Genomic DNA, 15,781 nt, shown 5'->3' with positions numbered 1-15,781 from the left:
ATCAGACTTGGTAGCCGTGGGCCGTGACGGCGGCGTTGGTATTGCCGGCGCCGAAGCTGGGGGATGATACGACGATTGCCGTGTTGACCGCGCTGGCTGGCAGCGGCGGGTTGAAGAACACCACAAGCGGCGTGATGCCGACAGTGGCACCAGTGGGCACTGCGATGTTGTAGGAGAGCGTGCCGCCAAGAGTACCGGTGATCGTGGCCGTCACGATTGCGCCGGCCGTAGCGCCGCCACCCGTGATCTCAAAGCCGCTGATATAGGTGGTCTTCGCTGCGGCGCCTGCAAGCGTGGCCGTGGCCGTGGCCGCCGCGACATTGCCGGATGAGGCCGCAACAGCGGTAGACCCTGCCGGGGCACCACCAGTGCTTCCGCCTTGCGTCACATAGAGAGGCCGGGCTGCGGCATCGCCAAGGATGTTCCCATTGCCATCAGTGATTTGCATGTCGCAACTCCGAAAAGAGAAAGGCCGGAGCGTTGGCTCCGGCCTGGTGTCACTTGAAGACGTTCGCCTGCTTGTACTCGGCAAGCTTGCGCGCGACGATTTCCATAGACGTCTTGTCGTCGATCGGCTTGTTGCCGTCGTCCAAAAGCTTGGCCTTGATGGCTTCGGCCCTGATATCGGCATCGACCTTTTCGGCGTCAGCCTTGGCCTGGCTCTTGTTGGCGGCCCCATCGATCAAAGAAAGGTGCTCGTCTTCCTCACGGACCTTGCCCGCGAATTCGACCTCTTCACCTTCTTCGACAATGCGGCCATCAATATAGGCCTTGGCCAACACCAAATAGCGAGCCATGTCAGAAGCCCCCCATGTTCAGGCCGGATGGGTAGTAGACGATGCCCTGCCGATCCATGACGATGAAGGCGCTCACCGTGCCGGCGCCGAAGGTGCCGACGATGGTGTACTGCGCACCGATATAGCGCTGCATCTGGGTCGACAGAGACAGGGCCGGGATCTGCACACGCAGCCATTCCGTGCCAGCGGTGAGGCTAGCAGCGACGATGGCAGGCGTCTGCACGATCACATTTGGCGAGGACAAGTCAGCGTTGGCCGACGTGATGTAGGCAAACTGGATGGACGTGCCACCAGTGAGTGCCGTGTTGACCTGAATGACGAATTCGAGGTCCTGATCTCCGATGCCGAGATCGCGGGCCTGGCCCAGGTCGATAGTGTTGGTCGAAACGACAGTGCCCGTGGTGAGCGCCTGCTTGTCCGACAACACAAGCTGTTGGTCCATGATCATGGACGTATCTCCGATGTTGGGATGAGGGAAGGAGGAGGCCTGGAGGCCTCACACCACGCGCGTCTCGGTATTGAGAAGCTGATCGGTCAAGCGGACCGGAACACCGCGGAACGATAGGAAGGGGCGGCCCTGTGCATCCATAATGGTCTGGAATGCCAGGGTGGTCTTCTCCATGGCCTGGATGTCACCCCAGGTCTTGACAGCGCGATTGACATAGAACGCCGCCTTGCCGGTGGGTGCCAGATTGGGAGAAGTGTTCCCATTCGCCGGGAAGTTCGGGATCTTGTTCATCGCCTTGATCATCAGGCGATAAAGGTTCGGCGGCGTCGTGGACTGCAGGCCACCGGCCGACGTGGTCGTGTCGATGTTGCAGATGCGAACCGCATAACGCCAGTCACGAACGGTGAGGCCGCACTTCCACTGGTACTTGGTCTGGTAGGCCTGGAAGCGGTTGCCGTTCACATCGAGGATTGGTGCCGAAGTGGTCACGTCCATGTGAGTGAGGCCGGCAATCGTCCCCTTGGGATAGATGCCATGGATCGTGTCAGGACCCCAGACAACCAGCCAGATCGAAGTATTGGACGAACCAGTGCCGCCCGCATCCACGATGTTCGCGCCGCTGCCCGCCGAGAGCGAGGAATAGCGCGGCGACAAGCCGGTGATACGATCGGGGTTGGCGCCGATGGACTCGTAGAAGAGAGCCTGCGTGAACTGCTGGTTCATGCCTTCCAGGAAGGCACGATCCTCAGTGAGACGGAAGGAAGCGGTATTGCCGTTGAGGTCCGCTAGATCCTTGTCGATCACACTGTAGGTTTCCAGCATGCCGGTCACGTCGGTGACAGCAGCCGTGGTGCTCTTGCCGGCGGGAACGCCATAGTTCAGGCGGCGCCACGTGGCCTGAGGCAGACCGGTACGCACGATGGTCTTATGGCCGGTGGGCAGGTTGCCCTCGATCCACGGGATATCCTGCAACGGCTCGTTGGTCTGCGAGAGCAGTTCGGCGATGGTGGTTTGCACCTTACCGTCTTCGCCCGAACGCGCTGCCACATCGACAAGCGTCGGGTAGGTGTTGCCAATGGTGGACATTGGTATCTTCCTTAATGGAAGGTCTTACCGTTTGAACGGATCGACCGGGTAAAGGGTCTCAGCGGCCGATTTCGGCTGAGCCGCAGCACCACCAGTCGCGAACTGGTCTTCCGCGTAGAGGGCCTTGCCAGCCTTCGCCATGGCCTGAGCCAGGACGGGGGACAGAACAAAGCCATCGGGATCAAGCAGGCCGTTTGCCTTCATCTCGCCAAGCAATGCCTCACCGCCGTTGTGACGAATGAAGCGATCGGCGAACTGGACATTCTGCTTGTAGCCTTCGGACGCCTTATCACCCCAGACCTTCACCAACTCGCCCTGTGCGGTCTCGCCCTTCTGGACGATGGACTGCGCGTAGGCGGTTTGCTGGCCGGCCTGGTACTGGACAAAGCGATCGTGCAAGGCCTGAGCCTGCCTCGGATTGAGGCCTGCTTCATGAGCCCAGCCTTGATAGGCTTTGGCGCTCTCGCCATCGTAGGCGAAGCCCTCGGGCAGACCTTCCGGCATCTTGAATTCGTATGCCTCGGCCTTCTCGGGGCGACCCAGTTTGGCGTAGAACGCGTCCCATTGCTCTTTGGGAGCATCGTTCGCGGGTGGTGCGAGGGCCTTCGCCTTGAACTCGTTGTACTCGGCTTGAACCTTGTCCGCGTGGCGGGCAGATTCAACCAGAGGATCAAGAGCCCTGTAGCCTTTGCTTTCGACCCATTGCCGGCTTTCTGCGTTCTGCAGGCCCGCAAAGATGTCAGGCGCGTCGCCGGGCGGCGACCCATTGTTGCCCGGAGAAGCGTTGGCGTCTGCTGGGGTTACCGCGGGAGCGGCCCCAGGGTTTGCCGGATCAGTCATCAGATGATGCCTTCGTTCGAACTGGCGATCGCTTCCACACGCGCGGCTTGCACCAGCGCTTGCTTTTCGTCGTCAGTCAGGTTGAGGAAACGAAAAAGCCGCCCGAAGGCGGCTCGCTTGCCATCCGAAAACGCGCGGTCATCGGGTGGTATTCCTTCACCGTTCACACGGTAGAAGCCGGTGTAGTCGGCCAGATCGGCAAGGACGAGTTGCACGTCCTCGTCGCTGGCCTTGAAAACGTTGTGGTAGGCGAGGGCTAGCCTGAGATGAGCCTCACTGCCTCGCGGCCGAAGGAAGCGCTTAGCCAGCGGTAGCCATTTGATCACTGACCCGGCGCCCCAGCCATGCCGTTACCCAAGATCGCGGCAGCCTGCCCGACAGCCGGCACGATGTTCTTGGCCGCCTCGCCGCCTGTCTTGGCCATTTCGAGGGCGGCCTGGGCCTGCTGCATCTGCTGCTTGGCCTGTCGTGCGGCATCGCGCTCATCGGTGGTCTTGAGGATCTTGTGCGGGGCGCCTTCAATCTCAGTGACGGACCGCGCTATCTCATCCAAATCGAAGTTGTCGACCACGCTGGGATCAACCTGTGCCAGCGGTAGCACGGTAGAGAGCGTACGCTGAATGCCGATGCCTTCTTGGCTGCGACGAAGCCTGTCGAGCGGCGACGTGAAGCGAGCACCGAAATCACGGCCACGGAGGCTGTCAGGTGGGGCCAAGGGAGAGCCTGCCTTCATTGCACCCTTGCGCTCCATGATCCCAGCAAGGCGGTCGACGTCGCGCCCCATGGCGATCTGAATGCGGCCGCCAGCAGGACCAAGCAGCTCACCCTTCTCATTCGCCCGTATCATGGCCTCGGTGGCGGTCATGTTCGGGTTCTGCAGAAGAATCTGGAACAGGGTCACATAGAGGCTGTCGTTGATGTTCTTGCGTTCGGCATCAAGAATTTCATTCACGAAGTCGGGGCGAGCTCCGGGCTGGAGCGGCACGATGAGCTGATGGCCATCTTGGCTGACGGCCCGATAATTTATCTTGCCTGGGTTCATGTTGGGCCGGTTCATGACGCCGTCGTGCGCTACGCCCCAAGGGGGGTCCATGTAGCCCTGCAACCCCTTGAGGGAGAGCTTGCGGATCGCGTTCAGGCCCTTGATATCAGCAAGAGCCAACATGACAGGTGACTGGGCATAAGGGCTGTCCACATCGACCGGAGCCCAATAGTAGACGATGAACGGGAACTCATAGAACCCGCTCTCGCCAATGAGCTTCATGTTGTCTCGATCAAGATAGAACGAAGCCCAGGCCGCGTTGCGGTTGGTCGAGCCTGTCGTTCCAGTTTCCTTGCGAGGCTGGACGGCGTGAATGATCGTGAAGTTGCGATCCTTCTCTGCCTGGCTGGCAGCAGCTCGCTTCACGGCATCGGATAGCTTGTCCTCGCCAAACTGCTGCACCATCTGGCGAGCCGTCATCGTGAACTTGCGATAGAGCGTGTCGGGTTCGCCCTGGTTGTCGACGGCCAGATAGCACTGGCTCAGCGGCATATGGCGATAGAGGACAGGGGCAGCGGAACTCGTAGCGCCGATGTTCTCCTCAGCAAAGCTGATGCCGGTTCCCATGGCGATGGCGGAACGCAGCGCCTTCTGATGGGCACCAATGAAGCCAGAGCGGGGATTGTAGCGCACGGCGAACATGTAGTCGCGATACCGCTCAAAATATTCCTTCTCCTCATCGCTCTCTTCGGGCGACAATGGATCGGTGCTGGCCAGCCCGTGCCACTTCTCAGACTGAGGCGTGACGAGGCTTTCCATGCCTGACGCCAGCCGGTCGACAGCCCGCATCGCCGTATCATCATAGCGCTTGCGGCCACGCTCAACCGAGGCAGGAGCGTTGGCCATGTTGTCATAGGCGGACGGATTGAGCGACGACGTTCCAGGCATGAATCGATAGGTATCGGGAAGGCACAGCGTGGCGATCTCCTGCCACACGCTTTCCCATTGCGTCCGCTGATTAGCGAGCGCGTCCATGCGTTGAACGAGGTCGTTCTCGATGGTCATCGTTACGCCGCCATAATTTCATTGGTTCGGGCGAATGCGCCGAAAAGCTCTTTGGCTGCCCGATCATAGGCCGCAGCGGCCACTTTCTTGTCGGCGTGATACCCAAGCGAACGAGGGCGGCCTTCGACCTGGATGCGAGCCACCCACATACCGCGTCCCTTGTGCCAGCTCACGCCTTTGAAGCCGGAGGTGTTGTTTCGGCCAGTGCCGCAGTTCGCTTGGTTCTGTGACTTGCTACAGGCACGGAGGTTTGCAATTCGATTGTCGAATTTGTCGCCATTGATATGGTCGACTTCCTCGGCAGGCCACTCGCCATGCATATAGAGCCATGCCAGCCGATGCGCCCGGTAAGCCTTCCCATCGATCTGGATGCGCTCGTATTCCATATCGAACCAGCCAGCACGTCGGCCATACTGCCTCCGAGCGCTCAAGCCTTTGGCCCAATAAAAAACCCCCATAAGGGGGTCATATGTGACAAGTTGCTTGAGCCGACTGACTGTCAATGTCATGCGGTACGGCCCAGCTGAGTTGCGCTCACATTGCGCCCATAATTTGGGTCTCCCAACCCTCCAGTCAGCATTGTCTGATCACTGCCGTTCTGATTGCGGGCGCGGCGAAGCGCAGTCTGAACCGCGGCTTGGTTGGCATCATCCGCCCTGTTCGGGACCGGAGGAGGCGGCGGGAGTTTGGGAGGCGAGGGGGTGCTAAAGCACATGGTCAATCCTCAGTAGGAGCAGAAGCACACTGTGCTTCAGACATGATCTTGTGGACTGTGATTGCCCGACGCTGCCGTGCTTCGGCTTCTTCCAGTCGACGCTCTGCCTCTTTCATCCGCCTGGTGGCTTCTTGCAGGCGCTGCCAATCCATACGCCGACGAACCACTGACTTGGTGACGAGCTTTGCCATCAGGTTTTCCTTTGGCGCGTTGCCGCGTAAGTGAGAAAGTCGAGGCCGCCAGCGCCGTAATCACGAGCGGTGCCTTCAAGGGTGAACCCCAATCGTTCAAGCCAACGATGGCTGATGTCGTGGTCTATCGCCGTCCTGACCTCGATCCGCCGGAACCCCTCTGCAACCAGCATCGGCTTCATGGTCCGCATCGCGAAGCGTGTCACGGCTGGGATCGTCCGTACCATGCTCTTGGAACCGTACGCCCATGCGCTGCCGAGACCATGGAACAGCCTTGTCACTCCGAAGGCACACACCGGCGTGTCATTAATCCAAGCGCACCAGGCGAGGCCCTGAGACGATCCGTAGAGCATGGCTCCGATGGCGGTGTCGCTCTCGTCGATGACGGCTCGGATTTCACGCCTGTCTTGCTCCCGCATGTGAACCGCGATCCATGTCATGTCGCGGAGGGTGGCGGGCTTAATTGATATGCGCGACAAGCCTTGTGTCCTGCGCGAAGCTATTCGCCATCTCTAGGCACGCTTCCTCGACAGTCTCTCGCATCAGCCGGTCGTGAATGAGAGCCCAACGAAATGCGTTCGAGTGAAGCTTGCGGATTGGCTGCGTGCCAGCCTCAAGGCCATGGTAAGTGCGCAAGCTCACACCCATAAGATCAGCTGCCTCTTGCTGTGTCAGGCCATTCAACTGGCGTACAAGCTTCATCTCATCTGTTGTGAGATCGTCGGTCATGGTTGCCTCTTTGCGGATGGTGATCAATGCCGCAAGCCATCAATGAGCATGAGAACAATGAGGACCAGCATCATCGCGATCAGCGTGCCAGATCCAATTGCGTACCAAAGTGGCGCTGGATCGGTAGTCATGTGGTCGAAGGAAACGCCTTGGCGAACTCAGCCCTCATTGCAACTTCGCGATCGCCAATCTTGGCCGGATCAAGCTGCAGCTTCATGCTATCGATGCTAATGACGGCCTGCTTTGCCTCTTCCTCAAAGGTCAGGCCATCAGCTTCGAAGTAGGCTTCAAGTTTCTGACCATTCGAAAAGAGGATGGTGACGACCGTGTGGTTCTTGGTCATGCTCAGTACTCCAGGGGATCATAGGGCTGCTCAACGCGCATCTGATCGAGAGCCCCAGGATTAAGCGTGGCAAACCTCAGCATCATGATGAGATAGCGCGTGGCGCTCATCAGGTCGTCGCGTTCCTTCACCACCTTGCCGTCCTTGCGGTGATAGAGGCGGAACTCCTCCCACCACTCATTCAGATGCTTCGATACCTTGAGCCGGCCAGTGTTCATCCGGTCCAGCATTTCCATGAGGCCAGCTTCGACGCCGTTTGACCCATCCTGGAAGGTGGCACGGACAGGCAGCATGTTGAGGCGCTGTGCCTTGTATTGCTCTGCGAGCTGATCGCCAGAGCCCTTGTCGTGCTGCAGGCCATCGTGCGGCCATGCCCATGGCAACCATTCGCCCCAGCCTCGCAAGGCGCCAGCGTGCATGATCGGCGTCTGCTCTCGCGCCCTGAAGGCGTTCGTGATGTAGACGATATCACTGTCACGATCCCAGAAGCCTTTGACCGCGGCGAAGGGGTGATCCCAACCGAAGTCCATGGCACCAAGCGCCGGCCAGAATGGTTCTGGCTTGACCTGATCGACCTCAATCATCGCCTCTTCGACAGGGAAGATACGACCGGAGCCGAGGATCGGAATACCCTTGGCGCGGGCTTCCCGTTCATGGGCCGGGAATGATGCAATGACCCTAGCCCTTTCCTCAGCCGGGATATGCTCTGCATCTTCAATGGTCATGTTCACGTCTTTGCGATCCTCTGACTTTCCAGACAGAAACCGCATCACCACATCGCTCATACCGAGCAGTGGAGTGAAGGTCATGAAGGCAATGCCGCCTGTCGCAATCGTGCGAGCCAGCCCTTCGTCATAGATATCGGCCGGTGGCTCTTCGTCGTACCACACCAGATCAACAGGGGGGCCCTGCCACTTCTGCCGGCCCTGCTCGTAATATTTGAAGCGCAGCGTTGAGACGCCGCCACTCACATGCCGGACCTTCACATAGTCCAGCAGATCGGCGACACCACGAGCCGGAGCGGTGTCAACGATGCAGTCAGCAGGAATAGTGCCCGTGCCCTGTTCCCCAACCATGCCCATCAGGACACGTTGCGGGTTGTCTCGCGTGGTCTCACCGGTGACGCCAGTTGCCCAGCAGACGATAGGGCGATCCCAGCGTCGGCCTTGCCACCACTCGGGATACTGCCCAGTCAGATGATAAGCGACCTCAGACCCGCCGCAGTAGGTCTTTCCATTCTGGTTTCCGGCCCGAAGAAGGCGCTCACGATACTTGGCGCCGTGTGTGTGAAACTCTGCCTGCTTTGTGTACGGCTCATACAGAGTGATACGGTTGAAGCGAAGTGCCTCAAGCTCCGCCAGAATGCCGTCAAGCTGATCCGGCGGTAGTTCCGAAACGGCTGAGGCCAAGCTGCTTTGTGAGTGCAATGGCTCGTTCTCGCTTCTGGTCCAGCGTCATATCGTCGAAGGCGCCAGGCTTGCCGACCTCCTTGCGCTCGATGAACATGCCGATCTCTTTGCCGAGGAGTTCGAGGGCCTTGTTGGCGACGGAGCCCTCGTACTTGTATTCACCTGTTCCAGTGCCATCGGGCTTCTTGACCTCGACCTCCTGCATGGCCCGGCTGACGTTCTCGACGAGACGCTCGATCACCCATTCCTTGGTGATGGCGAGCTTTTCAACGGCGCGCTCAGTGGCGGTAGCGTCCATCTTCTCCCGCTTGTCGAGCAGTTCGCCCACTCTGCGTAGAATGTCGTCTTGAGCGTGTAGCTTAGCCGCATTGCGGCGATCGGCCTTGAACCCGGCCATTTCGTAAGCCTGAACAGCGCTGCGACCATTCGCAAGCTCTTGAGCAAAGCGCTCATGCCTAGCGTTTTGAAGGGTGCCCATCACTCACATCCACAATCTCTTGCAGCGCCTTGATCGTGGCCTTTGCGACCTCTATCGGATCCTTCCCCTGGTCGAGCAGATCGGAGGCGCCAAACAGTTCAGCCTCTACCATTGCAGCGAGGGGAGGCGGGGCCAGTGCTGCCTTGATGGTGGCGAGAGGCAGGATATCAGCCATCTGCGTTCACCATCTGCATGACTTGGTTCTGGGCTAGCGAGAGAAGCCAATGGGTCTTGGATAGCTCGCCAAGGGAGGAGGCGAAGTACAGGCTTCCATCCTCATTCTGGCCAACCACGACGACGCTCTTAAGGCCCTTGGCAGCATCGACAACGCGATCAGCGGGGACATCCAACGTAGTGCCGCCACCGAACCAAACGACGTTGTCAGCCATTGGGTCCATCGTCCTTCAATGCCTTGAGCACATCAGCATCGCGCTTCATGATCTCGGCGCGGGCTTCTGCCATACGGTTCCGAACCTCGTTGGCATTCAAATCTGGCGTTTGGGTAATGAAGTCCCAATGCTCGATGCTGACGCCCTTAGGCTCTGGGCCGAACATTCCGTCTGCGACATTGCGGAGAAGATGAGCGAGGGGTTCACCGCCCTTGGTGCTTGCCTGGATAGAGGCTTTGGCGATGGAGAGCTTTTCGGGGTCGGTCATCGCTGACTCAGCCATTTTGCAGCCGTCGAATTGTACTCCCGCTGCATCTCGATCATCTTGTTCTGCCAGTCGATCTTGGCATTCGGCCCAGGAGCTGGACCAAGATCCTCCACCCTGACATAGCGCCCGTCTTTGATCTGGACGCCTCTCATCATGCAGGGGCAGAGGGGCTCTCCGTTCTGCGGGCCGATGCAGCCGCAGGAGTGAGTGGAATCCAGCTTGACCAAGTCCCAGATGCGTATAGAGGCGCCAGGATCACCAGCGTTCATAGCTCTCTCCAAATGCGAATGCCCCGCGGGCGAACCGGAGGGGTGTGGTGAGGTCGATAGTATCGAGGGCATCATGCGGGCAGGGCTTGATACCTGCTAACTCTGTCCACCGAGGCTCGCGTGCGCATCACCTCGGCCTAGCTGCTATGGGCTCTCCCAGCGCTTCCTTCAGCGCCGCCGCATGAAATTGGATCTGCGATTAGTTGGGTTGGATTCGAACCAACGCCCGGTGCTAAACATCCAAATGGACCGCTACCACTCTTCCCCTGAGTTACGCAGCTAATCGCAGAATAGGCAGGGCCGCCGGACGAGAATCCCCATCCCATATCCCTGATTGCGAGCGGAGTAAGAAAAGACGCGAGGTTAGGAGCTCGCGCCTTCAGCGTCTTTCGGACTTCCAATGCCACCCGAAAGACGGGCTATAACTCTGAATTGAAGAAAACCGGCTTGCTCCTACTTGCAATAGGAGAGCCGGTTTTCGTGGTAGCGAAAGCAACCGGGTGGTCGACCCGATTCCTGACGCAGTTCCATTCCTAGGAGTCAAAACGCCCAACCTTCCGGCCGGGCGCAAAATCAGTATCGGGACCTAATGCGTCCGATTATCATTTAGATGACAGTTACGGGCTGCTTCGTCAAGCCGCCGCACGTCTTCCCACAAGAAATTCACGGGAAATCGCATTGAGCCCGATGCGGAGATCGCCATGCATGTGGGGTAGGCGCTCAGTCTGCCGATCCAGGATATGATCGAACGCCGCCATGACAGGCGAGCGAGCTTCGATGCTTACACGCTGGAGGCAGGCACGGATCGAGGCCCATGCAGCCTTGGCGTTCTCGCACCAGCGGGCGTAGGCATCAGGATCGGATGAGACCGGCTCATCATGGCGCTGCCACTGTGCCCCGGGCGCCTTCACGGCCTGGAGGTACTCGTTGCGGCGGTGCAGATACCACTCAGCGGCGGTCCATTGATCGGCGTCGATGTAGCCCATGAGGCAGAGATAGCCTTGCTGGGTTCCGACATTGGGCTTGCCGGTCTCGGGCTTGCCGTCGACGAGATGCTCGGGGAGGCCGGTCTTGCGCATGCGGGCGGACAGCCCCACCGACTTTGCTTCGCGCTCGCTCATTTCCTGGTGCACTTGGATATCCTCCTTGCGGCGTGATGCTCTTCCGTTTGGTTCTCGGATGACTGCTTTGCGCTTGCGGGTGCGGCGAGGCATTCAGGGCTCCTTTGCTTGGGCGCGAAGGAACTCGTCCACGGACTGCCGAGGCCTCCATGATTTGAGTTTTCTTTTCAGTCGGAAACGTGTCGCCAATCGAGGAAGGACACACCCAGCAATGTGGGTGTCGTCACTCGGTCCACCAAATGCATAGGGCCAATTGCGGATCCAAACCTTGTACGGCCCAATCTCAACAATATAGCCGCAGCCATTGATGACCTCGAAATGATCGAGAGCCTTGTTCAGCTCTGCATCCCATTCCAATGAGGTGGGAGAGTTCTGGAACCAAGCTGGTGGGTATATTATGCGGAGCCAGTCCATCATACGCCCTCCTTCTTCCACGCCTGCTTTTCGTACCAGTCAATGATCTGGCTCTGGCAGGAGGGGCACAGGTCCATATGGCGGGGATAACAGTGGGACGATTGATATGCTGGTATGCCCTCAATCGAGAGAGAGACGCGGCTCCAGTAAGCTGGATTTCCCCCAGCCCTGGTTTCCTCAATCTTGCTGCAGCCGTCACAGGTATGCTTTGAGACCGTCACCATCACACGCCCTCCTTGAGCTTGACGTGGATGCGGTAGAGAACCTTATGGCCGAGATACCGCATGGCTTTTATTCGGCCGTTGCTCGTTGATAGAAGGCTGTCGCGGCAGGAGTGACGAACCCCTTTCGTGCGCAGATGGCTGAAGTAGACAACCCAATACTCACGCATCACCCCACCTCCGGAGCGAGGGGAGCGGCGGCGATCGGAAGGGGCGCGTACTCGACCATGATGCGATAGATGTCAGCGCAAGAATTGCGTGCGTCTACCGGCGACGGCTCGTGATCATAGTATCCTCGGTGAGCCATCATCAGAGTTGCCTCCCTCGGCACCACCACGAGTCCCTCGGCATCCAGATCTGCCGCGAGATGACAGAGGGCAGTAACAACAGCAGAACGACGTTGAGCCTCTCGCTCCATTTCGTCAGCCTCGTGGATGCTATCAAACCAACGGGTCTCCAACTCCCCGTACAGCTCATCCAGGTTCATCGCGTTGTAGTCGGTCATGCTGCAACTCCTGATTGGGCGGCGGTGCGGGTTTTCTTGTCGCCTACGTCGGCGTGGTCGATGGCTTTGAGGAGTTCAGCGGCCATGCGGTTTCGCGTCTCTTGCGGCACATCGCCGAACGCCATGGACACTTCGATCTTTGCGAGGCGCCGAAGCGCAGCGATCTTGCCTTTGGTGATCAACACCACCTCATCGGCCAGGCAGCGCAATTCCGGCGGCGAAGGAGCAAAGCGCTGAGGGCCGCTCTTGCCTGAATTCCAACGCCGCGCAGCTTCCTCAACGGCCCACGTAGGGACCTCATCCAGCGCCATTTCATAGGCTCGCATCATCATGTCAGTGGCCTCCGAAGAGCCTGTCTGGCGTGCGAAGGAAGAGAGTAGAAAACCCACCGTCATCGTCTCGACGGCTGGTCTCTTGTCCGTCATGATCGATGACAACCGGTCGGCTGCTTCCGCCATTTGCTGACGCATCTTGGTCGAAATCAAAGCCCCGATCGGGAGGCGACCATCCGCCTGGATCGATTTGAGCAAGTCGGCGACGGGTTGCGGAAATGACCTGATCAGCGGCAGATCGGCCGGCGTCGGGGCGACGGGTGTTTGCGACAGCTTCGCTATCTGGTTCATCGTTCCAGCTTCCGGAGTTGAGCCAAGTTGCGGGGTGTGGGGTGAATTTCGGATCATGGGGCTGGGCAGCAAATCGTCTGGTAGCTGCCAGTAGGACTTCCCATGTGACCCGCTTCGAGCGCCGTACCTTGGTGAAAGCTCGCTCAGCGGCGTCAGGGCTCTTCTTCCGGGGATAGGCCGCGTACCAGACCGAAAAGGCGTCTTTCGGCCATCCGTCATCCATTGCCTTGGCTTTCGGCGGGGCAGGGGGGACTATAGGGGGGACGGGGTTTAGATTAATCTCAGGACTATCAGAATTATCTCCACCATCATTTGGGGAGGGGGGTGTAACGTTGCTGGTAATGTTACTGTCACATGTCTGTAACGTTACAGTCCGAGATTTATCTCGTGACCGTGCGGTTCTCTCGCGCTGACGAGCCTTGCGTTCATCATCAGCGGTCTGCATGTCAGCAATGATGGCTAGGACCTCTGACATGTCTTCCGGTTGAAGCTGAAGAGCGGCTAGACGCTTGAGGATATCGGCGCTGATCACTTGATTGCGCCCCCATAGGACACGACAGCATCCTTGATGCGCTTCATGGTCTCAGCGGTACGGCTGAAGATGTCGGATCCGGTGGCACGAATGATCTTATGGACACCTAGCCGCTTCAGTTCCTTGTCACGCTGGATATCCTTGAAAAAATCGCGATGGAATTGCTCGCCATCACACTCGATGACGATAACGGCCATGTCATAGGGACGCGTGATGCGGAGAGCGAAGTCGACCCGATAAGGGCCAATCTCACACTGAGGGATAACAACCGTGTTCGCCTCGAATGCATTGCGCAGAAGGCGATCCATCTCCGTTTCGATCGGGCTCTCGTGAACGCCAGTCTCATCCCAATCGTCGACGTATTCCTTCTCACCATCAGGAAGCCAGACGATCTTTTTTGCTGAAGCTACTCGGATCACGCTGCCCGCTCCCGTGCTTCCAGACGCTCAGCAGCGGCCTCTAGATCATCGGCTGCCGCCATGACCTCCAGGCCAAGCTTGCGGCGCTCATCGAGGCTCGCAGGGACGCCGGAGTAGCGTTTGATGACGGCTTCGTTTTCGCACCACTCCAGGCGCTCGCCGGCAAGGCGACGGCATGAGGCAGCGCGAGTGCGGTAATAGGCTGCGTCCTTCATGCTGCCAGCCCTTCCAACTTATCGGCGTGGCGCTCTGACACGGTACCGGGGCCGAACATCTGAGCATGATGATCAATGCACCAGGAGCCGCCGTCAGACGGAGCGCCGCAATAGAACTTGCGATCGATCGGCAGGCTCTCGTGGGTGCCCCAGAGCGGAGCACGGCACATACAGCGGTCGAGTTCAAAAATGGTGACGCGCTTGGATGGGATAGGGCGATGGGCCGGCACCACCACCACAGGCTTCGGCCAGACAAGCTCTTTGGTCTCTGAATAGGTGGCGACACAGACAGGCTTAGTGGCTGGCTTATGGGGCGGCTTTCTATTCCTCTTCCTACGCTCTGCTCTTTCGATGGCCTGCGCGGACCGTACGGCAGTCCGTGCAGTCGCCGGGACAATCTCGCCCATCAGCTTCAATCGATGGAAGCGGCCGATCACGGAATTGCGGGTGATGCGCTCGTCATTCATCGCAGCGGCAATGACGGAAGAGGTCAGGCCATCAGCACGAAGCTGGAGGATCTTGGCGTCTTCCTCGGCTGTCCAAAGGTGTGTCATGCTGCGGCCCTCGCTGCCATCTTGCGAGCCTCGCGACGAATGGTATCCATGCGCCACCAGATGCGACGCTCTGGAATGCCGAGGATCGCCGCCATGTGAGCCGTATCCTTGCCGTAGAGCCACATCGAGGCGGCTTGCCTGATCTGATAAACAGTCATGCCCGAATTCCTTTCCCGACGATGGTGATGGGGAAGCCGTGAATGGCCGCGAAAAGCTTGGCTTTGAGGCGGAAGCCGGCGATGCCGCGTGTGGCCGGAGACTTCACGTCTTCCACGACCTCTCTGCCGTTCTCGCGGTAGGAAAAATCTGCGATGTAGGTGGCGATCATCTCGCCATTGACTTCGAGCTTGAAGCGGGGCTGAAGCTCAAGATCGGATATCTGGCCGGCCATCTGGCGCAGCTTCAAAAAATCATAGCGATCGGCCTCGGCGCCACTGTCAAAGCGATAGCCATCGACCACCACCCGCACATTGCGATATTTCGAGGGCTTGGGCTTGCTCGCGATGAGGGCGCGGTATTCAGCTAGGCTGATCGTTTGAGGGGAGACGGTCATCGGTTCCTCACGTACGTATACGCGTGCGCCTGCAGGAGGCGGCTCATTCCATCCCAAGGGCCTGGAGATATAGTTCGAGGATCGCGTCCTCTTCGGCGCGCTCATGGGCCGGCTTGCGGCGCATGGCGACGATCTTCTTGATCACGGCCACGTCGAAGCCTTTGGCCTTGGCCTCGCCATAAACCTCTTTCTTGTCGTCGTTGATGGCCTTGATGTCTTCCTCAAGGCGCTCGATGCGCTCGACAATGGATTTCAATTGGTCGGCCGATACGGACGCAGCGTCAGTCATTTTGATCGCTCCTTGAGAAGGCGTTTCATTCCCTCGATTTGCGAAACCATCGCCGCCATTTCGCCAGCGCTAGCGCCAGGAGCGCTCGCCTCAACCAGTGCCAATTCGTGTTCAAGGCGACCGATCTCCGCTTTGAGTTCGTTCGAAACGGCTTCGCAAAGCCGCATGTAGACATCGACGGGAATTGCTTTCAGGCGCCCGCGCCAAAGGTTCGCAACGGTGCCGGGCGAGATTTTCAGGATGCGCGCAATGGCATTCGGCTCGTGCCGCTTGCCGAGAAGGCGCACATACCCTTTCGATTGCTCGACGTAAGTGTCACTCATGGG

Annotated in this window: 29 protein-coding genes; all 29 read right to left on the bottom strand. The window is 58.9% G+C overall.

What is annotated here, in order from left to right; translation table 11 throughout:
• Position 1 precedes the first annotated feature (1 nt).
• A complete protein-coding gene (locus ACN6KF_RS15260) occupies positions 2-448 on the bottom strand; it encodes a hypothetical protein (protein ID WP_434957649.1) in 447 nt (148 codons plus the stop codon).
• A gap of 49 nt (positions 449-497) precedes the next feature.
• Positions 498-797, bottom strand: coding sequence for a hypothetical protein (locus ACN6KF_RS15255; RefSeq protein ID WP_434957648.1), 300 nt, complete (start codon positions 795-797; stop codon positions 498-500).
• A 1-nt stretch (position 798) separates the two neighbouring features.
• Positions 799-1,245 carry a Bbp16 family capsid cement protein gene (locus ACN6KF_RS15250; RefSeq protein WP_434957647.1) on the bottom strand — a complete coding sequence of 149 codons (447 nt, stop codon included), beginning with the start codon at positions 1,243-1,245 and terminating at the stop codon, positions 799-801.
• Positions 1,246-1,293: 48 nt separating this feature from the next.
• Entirely contained in the window at positions 1,294-2,331 is a 1,038-nt protein-coding gene (locus tag ACN6KF_RS15245) for a major capsid protein (protein ID WP_434957646.1), read from the bottom strand.
• Positions 2,332-2,355: 24 nt separating this feature from the next.
• Complete coding sequence (locus ACN6KF_RS15240) at positions 2,356-3,171, bottom strand: hypothetical protein (protein WP_434957645.1); 816 nt, start codon at positions 3,169-3,171, stop codon at positions 2,356-2,358.
• Complete coding sequence (locus ACN6KF_RS15235; RefSeq protein ID WP_475422024.1) at positions 3,171-3,497, bottom strand: Bbp19 family protein; 327 nt, start codon at positions 3,495-3,497, stop codon at positions 3,171-3,173. Before ACN6KF_RS15235 ends, ACN6KF_RS15240 begins: the two co-directional genes overlap by 1 nt.
• Complete coding sequence (locus tag ACN6KF_RS15230) at positions 3,494-5,218, bottom strand: portal protein (protein ID WP_434957643.1); 1,725 nt, start codon at positions 5,216-5,218, stop codon at positions 3,494-3,496. Before ACN6KF_RS15230 ends, ACN6KF_RS15235 begins: the two co-directional genes overlap by 4 nt.
• A gap of 2 nt (positions 5,219-5,220) precedes the next feature.
• Positions 5,221-5,604: an HNH endonuclease signature motif containing protein gene (locus ACN6KF_RS15225; protein WP_434957642.1), complete on the bottom strand. Its 384-nt coding sequence runs from the start codon at positions 5,602-5,604 to the stop codon at positions 5,221-5,223.
• A gap of 331 nt (positions 5,605-5,935) precedes the next feature.
• The gene (locus tag ACN6KF_RS15220) at positions 5,936-6,124 is read right to left on the bottom strand and encodes a hypothetical protein (RefSeq protein ID WP_434957641.1); all 189 of its coding nucleotides are present in this window, start codon (positions 6,122-6,124) and stop codon (positions 5,936-5,938) included.
• On the bottom strand, positions 6,124-6,603 hold the full coding sequence (locus ACN6KF_RS15215) for a GNAT family N-acetyltransferase (protein WP_434957640.1): 480 nt from the start codon (positions 6,601-6,603) through the stop codon (positions 6,124-6,126). The genes ACN6KF_RS15220 and ACN6KF_RS15215 overlap by 1 nt, the downstream gene beginning before the upstream one ends.
• Entirely contained in the window at positions 6,584-6,853 is a 270-nt protein-coding gene (locus ACN6KF_RS15210; protein ID WP_434957639.1) for a helix-turn-helix domain-containing protein, read from the bottom strand. The genes ACN6KF_RS15215 and ACN6KF_RS15210 overlap by 20 nt, the downstream gene beginning before the upstream one ends.
• Positions 6,854-6,980: 127 nt before the next feature.
• Positions 6,981-7,196 carry a hypothetical protein gene (locus tag ACN6KF_RS15205; RefSeq protein ID WP_434957638.1) on the bottom strand — a complete coding sequence of 72 codons (216 nt, stop codon included), beginning with the start codon at positions 7,194-7,196 and terminating at the stop codon, positions 6,981-6,983.
• Between the two features lie 2 nt (positions 7,197-7,198).
• Positions 7,199-8,605 (bottom strand): terminase large subunit domain-containing protein, encoded by a 1,407-nt coding sequence (locus tag ACN6KF_RS15200; RefSeq protein WP_434957637.1) that lies wholly within the window; start codon positions 8,603-8,605, stop codon positions 7,199-7,201.
• Positions 8,565-9,083: a terminase small subunit gene (locus ACN6KF_RS15195; protein ID WP_434957636.1), complete on the bottom strand. Its 519-nt coding sequence runs from the start codon at positions 9,081-9,083 to the stop codon at positions 8,565-8,567. The genes ACN6KF_RS15200 and ACN6KF_RS15195 overlap by 41 nt, the downstream gene beginning before the upstream one ends.
• On the bottom strand, positions 9,061-9,258 hold the full coding sequence (locus tag ACN6KF_RS15190) for a hypothetical protein (RefSeq protein WP_434957635.1): 198 nt from the start codon (positions 9,256-9,258) through the stop codon (positions 9,061-9,063). Before ACN6KF_RS15190 ends, ACN6KF_RS15195 begins: the two co-directional genes overlap by 23 nt.
• Positions 9,251-9,472: a hypothetical protein gene (locus ACN6KF_RS15185; protein WP_434957634.1), complete on the bottom strand. Its 222-nt coding sequence runs from the start codon at positions 9,470-9,472 to the stop codon at positions 9,251-9,253. The genes ACN6KF_RS15190 and ACN6KF_RS15185 overlap by 8 nt, the downstream gene beginning before the upstream one ends.
• On the bottom strand, positions 9,465-9,740 hold the full coding sequence (locus ACN6KF_RS15180; protein WP_434957633.1) for a hypothetical protein: 276 nt from the start codon (positions 9,738-9,740) through the stop codon (positions 9,465-9,467). Before ACN6KF_RS15180 ends, ACN6KF_RS15185 begins: the two co-directional genes overlap by 8 nt.
• Positions 9,737-10,009, bottom strand: coding sequence for a hypothetical protein (locus tag ACN6KF_RS15175; protein ID WP_434957632.1), 273 nt, complete (start codon positions 10,007-10,009; stop codon positions 9,737-9,739). Before ACN6KF_RS15175 ends, ACN6KF_RS15180 begins: the two co-directional genes overlap by 4 nt.
• Positions 10,010-10,641: 632 nt before the next feature.
• Positions 10,642-11,223 carry a hypothetical protein gene (locus ACN6KF_RS15170; RefSeq protein ID WP_434957631.1) on the bottom strand — a complete coding sequence of 194 codons (582 nt, stop codon included), beginning with the start codon at positions 11,221-11,223 and terminating at the stop codon, positions 10,642-10,644.
• A gap of 544 nt (positions 11,224-11,767) precedes the next feature.
• Positions 11,768-11,935 (bottom strand): hypothetical protein, encoded by a 168-nt coding sequence (locus tag ACN6KF_RS15165; protein ID WP_434957630.1) that lies wholly within the window; start codon positions 11,933-11,935, stop codon positions 11,768-11,770.
• Positions 11,935-12,270: a hypothetical protein gene (locus ACN6KF_RS15160; protein WP_434957629.1), complete on the bottom strand. Its 336-nt coding sequence runs from the start codon at positions 12,268-12,270 to the stop codon at positions 11,935-11,937. Before ACN6KF_RS15160 ends, ACN6KF_RS15165 begins: the two co-directional genes overlap by 1 nt.
• Positions 12,267-12,893: a hypothetical protein gene (locus tag ACN6KF_RS15155; RefSeq protein WP_434957628.1), complete on the bottom strand. Its 627-nt coding sequence runs from the start codon at positions 12,891-12,893 to the stop codon at positions 12,267-12,269. The genes ACN6KF_RS15160 and ACN6KF_RS15155 overlap by 4 nt, the downstream gene beginning before the upstream one ends.
• Before the next feature lie 528 nt (positions 12,894-13,421).
• Positions 13,422-13,844 carry an endonuclease domain-containing protein gene (locus tag ACN6KF_RS15150; RefSeq protein WP_434957627.1) on the bottom strand — a complete coding sequence of 141 codons (423 nt, stop codon included), beginning with the start codon at positions 13,842-13,844 and terminating at the stop codon, positions 13,422-13,424.
• Positions 13,841-14,059, bottom strand: a complete 219-nt coding sequence (locus tag ACN6KF_RS15145; RefSeq protein ID WP_434957626.1) for a hypothetical protein — start codon at positions 14,057-14,059, stop codon at positions 13,841-13,843. The genes ACN6KF_RS15150 and ACN6KF_RS15145 overlap by 4 nt, the downstream gene beginning before the upstream one ends.
• Positions 14,056-14,613, bottom strand: coding sequence for a GcrA family cell cycle regulator (locus ACN6KF_RS15140; protein WP_434957625.1), 558 nt, complete (start codon positions 14,611-14,613; stop codon positions 14,056-14,058). Before ACN6KF_RS15140 ends, ACN6KF_RS15145 begins: the two co-directional genes overlap by 4 nt.
• Positions 14,610-14,771 carry a hypothetical protein gene (locus tag ACN6KF_RS15135; protein WP_434957624.1) on the bottom strand — a complete coding sequence of 54 codons (162 nt, stop codon included), beginning with the start codon at positions 14,769-14,771 and terminating at the stop codon, positions 14,610-14,612. The genes ACN6KF_RS15140 and ACN6KF_RS15135 overlap by 4 nt, the downstream gene beginning before the upstream one ends.
• Positions 14,768-15,271, bottom strand: coding sequence for a DUF1064 domain-containing protein (locus ACN6KF_RS15130; protein ID WP_434957623.1), 504 nt, complete (start codon positions 15,269-15,271; stop codon positions 14,768-14,770). The genes ACN6KF_RS15135 and ACN6KF_RS15130 overlap by 4 nt, the downstream gene beginning before the upstream one ends.
• Positions 15,210-15,455 carry a DUF2312 domain-containing protein gene (locus ACN6KF_RS15125; RefSeq protein WP_434957622.1) on the bottom strand — a complete coding sequence of 82 codons (246 nt, stop codon included), beginning with the start codon at positions 15,453-15,455 and terminating at the stop codon, positions 15,210-15,212. The genes ACN6KF_RS15130 and ACN6KF_RS15125 overlap by 62 nt, the downstream gene beginning before the upstream one ends.
• Positions 15,452-15,778 carry a helix-turn-helix domain-containing protein gene (locus tag ACN6KF_RS15120; protein WP_434957621.1) on the bottom strand — a complete coding sequence of 109 codons (327 nt, stop codon included), beginning with the start codon at positions 15,776-15,778 and terminating at the stop codon, positions 15,452-15,454. Before ACN6KF_RS15120 ends, ACN6KF_RS15125 begins: the two co-directional genes overlap by 4 nt.
• Positions 15,779-15,781: the final 3 nt, after the last annotated feature.

It is taken from the genome of Labrys methylaminiphilus subsp. lupini, from assembly GCF_051161885.1.
Classification (GTDB): domain Bacteria; phylum Pseudomonadota; class Alphaproteobacteria; order Rhizobiales; family Labraceae; genus Labrys.
Note: the sequence above shows the minus strand (reverse complement) of the source record. Positions and strands in the feature narration are given on the sequence as shown.

What these genes read in the sequence shown, in the direction of transcription:
- ACN6KF_RS15240 (WP_434957645.1), bottom strand. Translation starts at nt 3,171, where the DNA reads ATGACTGATCCGGCAAACCCTGGGGCCGCTCCCGCGGTAACCCCAGCA.
- ACN6KF_RS15225 (WP_434957642.1), bottom strand. Translation starts at nt 5,604, where the DNA reads ATGGAATACGAGCGCATCCAGATCGATGGGAAGGCTTACCGGGCGCAT.
- ACN6KF_RS15250 (WP_434957647.1), bottom strand. Translation starts at nt 1,245, where the DNA reads ATGATCATGGACCAACAGCTTGTGTTGTCGGACAAGCAGGCGCTCACC.
- ACN6KF_RS15135 (WP_434957624.1), bottom strand. Translation starts at nt 14,771, where the DNA reads ATGACTGTTTATCAGATCAGGCAAGCCGCCTCGATGTGGCTCTACGGC.
- ACN6KF_RS15210 (WP_434957639.1), bottom strand. Translation starts at nt 6,853, where the DNA reads ATGACCGACGATCTCACAACAGATGAGATGAAGCTTGTACGCCAGTTG.
- ACN6KF_RS15120 (WP_434957621.1), bottom strand. Translation starts at nt 15,778, where the DNA reads ATGAGTGACACTTACGTCGAGCAATCGAAAGGGTATGTGCGCCTTCTC.
- ACN6KF_RS15245 (WP_434957646.1), bottom strand. Translation starts at nt 2,331, where the DNA reads ATGTCCACCATTGGCAACACCTACCCGACGCTTGTCGATGTGGCAGCG.
- ACN6KF_RS15190 (WP_434957635.1), bottom strand. Translation starts at nt 9,258, where the DNA reads ATGGCTGATATCCTGCCTCTCGCCACCATCAAGGCAGCACTGGCCCCG.
- ACN6KF_RS15155 (WP_434957628.1), bottom strand. Translation starts at nt 12,893, where the DNA reads ATGAACCAGATAGCGAAGCTGTCGCAAACACCCGTCGCCCCGACGCCG.
- ACN6KF_RS15255 (WP_434957648.1), bottom strand. Translation starts at nt 797, where the DNA reads ATGGCTCGCTATTTGGTGTTGGCCAAGGCCTATATTGATGGCCGCATT.
- ACN6KF_RS15140 (WP_434957625.1), bottom strand. Translation starts at nt 14,613, where the DNA reads ATGACACACCTTTGGACAGCCGAGGAAGACGCCAAGATCCTCCAGCTT.
- ACN6KF_RS15180 (WP_434957633.1), bottom strand. Translation starts at nt 9,740, where the DNA reads ATGACCGACCCCGAAAAGCTCTCCATCGCCAAAGCCTCTATCCAGGCA.
- ACN6KF_RS15185 (WP_434957634.1), bottom strand. Translation starts at nt 9,472, where the DNA reads ATGGCTGACAACGTCGTTTGGTTCGGTGGCGGCACTACGTTGGATGTC.
- ACN6KF_RS15230 (WP_434957643.1), bottom strand. Translation starts at nt 5,218, where the DNA reads ATGACCATCGAGAACGACCTCGTTCAACGCATGGACGCGCTCGCTAAT.
- ACN6KF_RS15145 (WP_434957626.1), bottom strand. Translation starts at nt 14,059, where the DNA reads ATGAAGGACGCAGCCTATTACCGCACTCGCGCTGCCTCATGCCGTCGC.
- ACN6KF_RS15165 (WP_434957630.1), bottom strand. Translation starts at nt 11,935, where the DNA reads ATGCGTGAGTATTGGGTTGTCTACTTCAGCCATCTGCGCACGAAAGGG.
- ACN6KF_RS15195 (WP_434957636.1), bottom strand. Translation starts at nt 9,083, where the DNA reads ATGGGCACCCTTCAAAACGCTAGGCATGAGCGCTTTGCTCAAGAGCTT.
- ACN6KF_RS15160 (WP_434957629.1), bottom strand. Translation starts at nt 12,270, where the DNA reads ATGACCGACTACAACGCGATGAACCTGGATGAGCTGTACGGGGAGTTG.
- ACN6KF_RS15205 (WP_434957638.1), bottom strand. Translation starts at nt 7,196, where the DNA reads ATGACCAAGAACCACACGGTCGTCACCATCCTCTTTTCGAATGGTCAG.
- ACN6KF_RS15175 (WP_434957632.1), bottom strand. Translation starts at nt 10,009, where the DNA reads ATGAACGCTGGTGATCCTGGCGCCTCTATACGCATCTGGGACTTGGTC.
- ACN6KF_RS15125 (WP_434957622.1), bottom strand. Translation starts at nt 15,455, where the DNA reads ATGACTGACGCTGCGTCCGTATCGGCCGACCAATTGAAATCCATTGTC.
- ACN6KF_RS15220 (WP_434957641.1), bottom strand. Translation starts at nt 6,124, where the DNA reads ATGGCAAAGCTCGTCACCAAGTCAGTGGTTCGTCGGCGTATGGATTGG.
- ACN6KF_RS15170 (WP_434957631.1), bottom strand. Translation starts at nt 11,223, where the DNA reads ATGCCTCGCCGCACCCGCAAGCGCAAAGCAGTCATCCGAGAACCAAAC.
- ACN6KF_RS15260 (WP_434957649.1), bottom strand. Translation starts at nt 448, where the DNA reads ATGCAAATCACTGATGGCAATGGGAACATCCTTGGCGATGCCGCAGCC.
- ACN6KF_RS15130 (WP_434957623.1), bottom strand. Translation starts at nt 15,271, where the DNA reads ATGAGCGCGCCGAAGAGGACGCGATCCTCGAACTATATCTCCAGGCCC.